Genomic DNA, 4,396 nt, shown 5'->3' on the forward strand with positions numbered 1-4,396 from the left:
AAACCTTTAGAGATAAGCTACAACCAGGACAAGATGAAACTTGGAGCTTTAAAATAAAAGGCCCAAAAGGAGATAAAGTATCTGCTGAATTGTTAGCAAGTATGTACGATGCGTCTTTAGATGAATTCAGAGCACACAACTGGAGCTTTAATCCAATTAATCGTCCAACATACAATGGTCGTGTAAATAAAAACTTTAGACAAAGTTTTGGGAATGTCAATTTTAGACTCTTTAATAGTTTTAATATTTCAGGGAGTTATCCGCATCAAGGCTATGACCAATTAAATTGGTTTGGGTTTTATTTTGGGAATAATCGTCGTTATTTGAGAGAAGATTATAAGATGAAATCAATGGCAGCACCTGAAGCTGCAATGGTTATGGATGACTCAGTTGAAATGGAAGAAAATGTAGTTGTTGGCTATGGGACAATAGCTCTATCAAACTTTAGCGGATCTATTTCAGGGCTTGAAAATAGCGAAGCTGATGGTCTTAATATTCAAACTGGTTCTGGTGCTCCAGGAGAAAAATCTTTAGACAACATCCAAATAAGAAAAAACCTAAACGAAACCGCCTTCTTCTTTCCGCAATTACAGACTGATGCAGAAGGTAATGTAAGTTTCAACTTTAAAGCACCAGAAGCATTAACGAAATGGAAACTGCAATTGTTAGCGCATACTAAAACTTTAGAAAGTGCTGTCACGCAATTAGAAACTGTGACTCAAAAAGAGTTGATGGTGATACCAAATGCACCACGTTTTTTGAGAGAAGGTGATAAGATTAGAATCAGTACAAAAATTGCAAATCTCACTGAAAATCAATTGTCCGGAATTGCACAATTACTATTAACTGATCCTATTACAGGTAAATCTATTGATGGAGAATTGTCTAACGCCTATAACGACTTAGGTTTTAAAGTAGATGCAAAAGGAAATACGCAAGTCACTTGGAATATAGAAATCCCAGAAGGTATACAAGCTGTTCAATATAAAGTTATTGCAAAAGCTGGTGATTTTAGTGATGGTGAGCAAAATGCGCTTCCTGTGTTATCTAATAGAATGATGGTAACTGAAACCTTACCAATGTGGATACGTTCTAATCAGACGAAGACCTTCACGTTAGATAAGCTGAAAAATCAGTCTTCGACGACGCTCAAACACCATAAGTTGACTTTAGAAATGACGTCTAATCCGGCTTGGTATGCTGTGCAAGCCTTACCCTATTTAATGGAATATCCTTACGATTGTAATGAGCAAACCTTTGCACGTTACTATTCGAATGCTATAGCACAACACATCGTAAAATCGAATCCAAAGATTGAAGCGGTTTTTAACCAATGGAAATCTTCTGATGCTTTGTTGAGTAATTTAGAAAAAAATCAAGAATTGAAATCTTTATTGATTCAAGAAACACCTTGGTTACGTGATGCACAATCTGAAACTGAGCAGAAAAAACGCATTGGATTGTTATTCGATTTGAATAAGATGACGAACGAATTAAACTCAGCAAAACGAAAATTACAACAGAATCAGATGTCTTCTGGTGCTTGGGCTTGGTTTAATGGTGGACGAGATAATCGTTATATCACTCAACATATTATTGCAGGTTTTGGTCACCTAAAACACCTCAATGTCATTCTGAGCGGCAACGAAGAATCTATGGTTCAAAATGCCTTGGCCTATTTAGATACTGAATTCGTGAAAGAATATAAAGATTTAAAAAAATACAATAAGAATGTTGATTTAACCAAAGACCATTTGTCTTACACACAATTGCATTATTTATATGTGCGTAGTTTTTATCCTGAAGTAGAAGCTTCAAAAGAGGTAAAAACGATAATGGATTATTACCAAAGTCAGATTCAGAAATACTGGTTAAAGCGTTCGTTATATGCTAAAGGTTTAATGGCCTTAAGTATGCATAGAATGGATGATGCAAAAACTGCAGGGAAAATTCTGAAATCATTAAAAGAAAACAGCATCACTTCTGATGAACTTGGAATGTACTGGAAAGCCAATACGAATTCATGGAACTGGTACCAAGCACCAATTGAAACGCAAGCCTTATTGATTGAAGCGTTTTCAGAAGTTGGCAATGTCATTCAGAGCGAAGCGAAGAATCTCGAAGATATTGATAATCTTAAAATCTGGCTGTTAAAGAATAAGCAAACCAATCAATGGAAAACCACAAAAGCGACCACAGAAGCAGTTTATGCGTTGTTATTACAAGGTAGTGATTGGCTAGATGTCACAGAAATGGTAGATGTAAAAGTTGGAAGTGAAACAATCTCACTAGAAACATTAGAAGATGTGAAGCTCGAAGCTGGTACAGGTTACTACAAAACATCTTGGACAGGTTCTGAAATTAAACCAGAACAGGCAAATGTTACCATTACTAAAAAAGGAGATGGCATTGCTTGGGGAGCTTTATACTGGCAATATTTCGAAGATTTAGATAAAATTACTTCAGCAGAAACACCATTGAAGTTAAGTAAGAAACTCTTCTTAAAAACCAATACAGATAAAGGTGAAGAAATTTCTGAAATTACATCAGATACCAAATTAAAAGTTGGTAATTTAGTAAGAGTTAGAATCGAATTAAGAACAGATCGTTCTATGGAATTTGTACATCTTAAAGATATGCGTGCAGCAGGTTTTGAACCTATAAATGTTATTTCACGATACAAGTATCAAGATGGTTTAGGTTATTATGAAAGTACAAAAGATGCCGCTACCAACTTCTTTATGGATTACTTACCTAAAGGCGTTTATGTTTTTGAATACGATTTAAGGGTTAATAATGCTGGTGATATGAGTAATGGTATTAGTACGATACAAAGTATGTATGCACCAGAGTTTAGCAGCCATAGTGAAGGTGTTAGAGTTGTGGTTGATTAGTTTTCGCCATTGCGAGTCACACTTTTTTGTGTGATGTGGCAATCTCTTTATTTTTAGTTCTGCTTATGAGATTGCCACGTCCTTCGTCCTCGCAATGACGTTAATTTGTTAGTTAAAGGTTGTTATAGCGACCAAGTAGTCAAAATAAGTACGAAAATTAATTTCGTAACTTGAAAAATACTAACAAATTAAATTATAAGATTATGAATTCAAAAGTTTTTATGGTTCTAAGAATTTTACTTGGAATTTTTGTTCTTGTTTTTGGAATAAACAAATTTGCAGGATTTTTACCTCCACCAGAAGGAATGTCTGAAGCAGCAGGTGCTTATTTTGGCGCATTATCTAGCGCAAAGGTCATGGATTTTGTAGGGATTGTAGAAATAGTCGCTGGAGTCGCATTAGTTTTTAATAAGTTCGGTGCACTATTTTCTATAATACTTATGAGTGTTTCTTTAAATGCCGTTTTATTTCATGCTACATTAGACCCAGGAAATATCTATCCAGCAATTGCTTTATTAGTTTTAAATATAATTGCACTTTATAGTTATAAGGATAAATATAAAGACTTGTTAAGTTAAGGAAACTTAACAAGTAATAAAAAAAGAGGCTCTAGATTTAGAATCTCTTTTTTTATTTAATACGTTTTGTAATTAACGCCAATTGTCCCATGTGATTGGCTTGATGTTCCATAACATGAAACCAAGCCCAATGATTACTCATATTTCCATTTTTCTTTTTAAACCAAGCGTCATCTTTGGTTTTTAAGAGTTGTTTTGTCTTGGCTCTAACTTCATCAAAGATGTCCATATAATATTGAATTGGCTTATTTTTAAATTCCTTTCTTGCTGTCTCACCTAAATTTAGAGCCATTTCCCATTTTGCCTTTTCTTCATCATTAAAACCTCTACCTTCAAAAGTATAAACTTGATAATACGCTTCTGTTGCTGCTAAATGATAAATAATAGCTCCTGGACTATTAGCATTATCATCTAATAAAAAATCTGTGCCTTCCTGATCTAAATTCACAACATGACGCTCTACACGCTTCTTTAAATTATCGAGCATAGAGATCATGTTTCCTATATCATTTGTATAACCTTTTGGTGCTTTTATTTCAGTTTGAGCAAATAAGTGCGACGTTGTAAAAAAAGTAATTAATAGTAACATTTGAATACGACTTTTACTCTCAGAATTTCTGTTATTCTGAAGGTGTTCGTGAATCTTTGATTTCATTGGTTGAAGGTTTTAGTTTTCTAAATATAAATCCCTAATCATTTTCAAACATTATAATTAACAGGAGATTAACGTGCTAATTACACTGAGTATTAGCGATAAAAAAAATATTTTGTTTTGAAGGCAGCCAAGTAAAACTTGTCTAAGTGGATTTATGACTTAGATCGGTAATTAGGTTTCGACTTATTTTGTAAGCCAACTTTGATTAAAATATATTTGTATATCCGTAATTATTCATAATCCTGTAATGTTAGCAATAACAAGCCTAT

The 4,396-nt window shown here is 33.8% G+C and carries 3 protein-coding genes; 2 read left to right on the plus strand and 1 reads right to left on the minus strand.

What is annotated here, in order from left to right:
* Both AAC053_RS13610 and AAC053_RS13615 read left to right on the plus strand, forming a co-directional pair.
* Window positions 1-2,894: alpha-2-macroglobulin family protein (locus AAC053_RS13610; RefSeq protein WP_339757741.1), on the plus strand; the 2,894-nt coding region annotated here is incomplete at its 5' end.
* A 203-nt stretch (window positions 2,895-3,097) separates the two neighbouring features.
* Window positions 3,098-3,472 carry a DoxX family protein gene (locus AAC053_RS13615; RefSeq protein WP_339757744.1) on the plus strand — a complete coding sequence of 125 codons (375 nt, stop codon included), beginning with the start codon at window positions 3,098-3,100 and terminating at the stop codon, window positions 3,470-3,472.
* A 52-nt stretch (window positions 3,473-3,524) separates the two neighbouring features.
* Here the strand turns inward: AAC053_RS13615 and AAC053_RS13620 are convergent, their stop codons facing one another.
* The gene (locus tag AAC053_RS13620; protein ID WP_339757747.1) at window positions 3,525-4,127 is read right to left on the minus strand and encodes a DUF664 domain-containing protein; all 603 of its coding nucleotides are present in this window, start codon (window positions 4,125-4,127) and stop codon (window positions 3,525-3,527) included.
* Window positions 4,128-4,396 lie beyond the last annotated feature (269 nt).

This window comes from uncultured Winogradskyella sp. (assembly GCF_963975125.1).
Lineage (GTDB): Bacteria > Bacteroidota > Bacteroidia > Flavobacteriales > Flavobacteriaceae > Winogradskyella.

Bases quoted from the DNA above. Each gene is read 5' to 3' on its own strand.
- AAC053_RS13615 (WP_339757744.1), top strand. From the start codon at position 3,098: ATGAATTCAAAAGTTTTTATGGTTCTAAGAATTTTACTTGGAATTTTT.
- AAC053_RS13620 (WP_339757747.1), bottom strand. From the start codon at position 4,127: ATGAAATCAAAGATTCACGAACACCTTCAGAATAACAGAAATTCTGAG.